Here is a 1,284-nt window from a genome sequence, read left to right on the forward strand (position 1 = left end):
CACGCCGGACCCCGCCCCGGAACAGGCGCAGGCCCCGGCCGCCGCCGACCACCGGGTGCTGGCCTTCTACCAGACGATCTACGAGACCGGTTCGGACGGCGTGCGCCGGTACGTCGACCCCAAGCCGCTGCTCGGCTCGGTCACCGACGTCAACGTCGGAGCGATCCACCTGAACGCCGACGCGTCCCTGACGGTCAACGACATCCCGGCCGACCACGCCGAGCTCGGCGTCATGTGGGACGACCTGGCCACGATGCAGGACCAGGGCGTCACGGTCAGCGCCTTCCTCGGCGGGGCCGCACCGGGCACCTATCGCTACCTGCGCGAGGACTTCGACCGGTTCTACCCGGTGCTCCGCGACTTCCTGCGCACCTACGGCCTGGACGGCGTGGACCTCGACATCGAGGAGACGTTCTCCCTGGCGGACACGGTGCACCTGATCGACGCGCTGCGCGCCGACTTCGGCCCGGACTTCATCGTGACCCTGACACCCGTGGCGACCGACATGGCCGGCCGGACGAGCTTCTCCGGCGGCTTCTCCTACGCCGAGCTGGAGCGTCAGGCCGGCGACCGCATCGACTGGTACAACACGCAGTTCTACTGCGGCTGGGGCGACCTGCGCACCACGACTGTCTACGACCAGATCCTGGCCAACGGCTTCACACCGGACCGCGTGGTGGCCGGAACGGTCACCAATCCCGGCAACTGCAGCGGGTACGTGGACTGGCCCACCTTCGACGCCACGGTCGGCTCCCTGGTCGCGGCGCACCCGGACTTCGGCGGCGTCTTCGGCTGGGAGTACTTCAACTCCGTGGGGTACGACGGCGGTGGCCGGGCGTCCTGGTTCTCGCACGTGCGGGACGTGGTGGGCGGTCGGTAAGACGTCGCGTGGTCGGTAGTACGTCAGGTGGTCGGCAGCTCGAGCTGCCGACCACCTGACGTTTGCCCGGCCGTCCCGGCCAGGCTCCTGCAGGCGGCCACGCACGAGGGAATCAGTCGCGGGTTCCGCTAGTTCTTCGTGGCGGGACCTGGTTCGCGCGCCTTCGGCGCGACCGGACAGCTCAACCCGTTGCGAGGAGCCCACCCATGACGTCGTCACCGACTGCACCGACCACGACCGCGCCCGGACCCACCGTCGCGGTCGTCCCGGTCGTTGCCGGAGCGGAGGTCGCGCGATGACCGCCGAGAACGTCGACCTGTCCGCCCTGGAGGAGCTCCTGGCCCAGCAGGACGAACCCCAGCTCGGCCCCGACGAGTTCAAGGCCGTCTTCCGCCACCACCCCG

1 protein-coding gene is annotated in these 1,284 nt (G+C 70.1%); it reads left to right on the forward strand.

From position 1 onward, the window contains the following. Positions 1-880: glycosyl hydrolase family 18 protein (locus PROKR_RS11610; protein WP_051432899.1), on the forward strand; the 880-nt coding region annotated here is incomplete at its 5' end. Positions 881-1,284: the final 404 nt, after the last annotated feature.

The sequence above is a fragment of the Promicromonospora kroppenstedtii DSM 19349 genome, assembly GCF_000515355.1.
GTDB lineage: Bacteria > Actinomycetota > Actinomycetes > Actinomycetales > Cellulomonadaceae > Promicromonospora > Promicromonospora kroppenstedtii.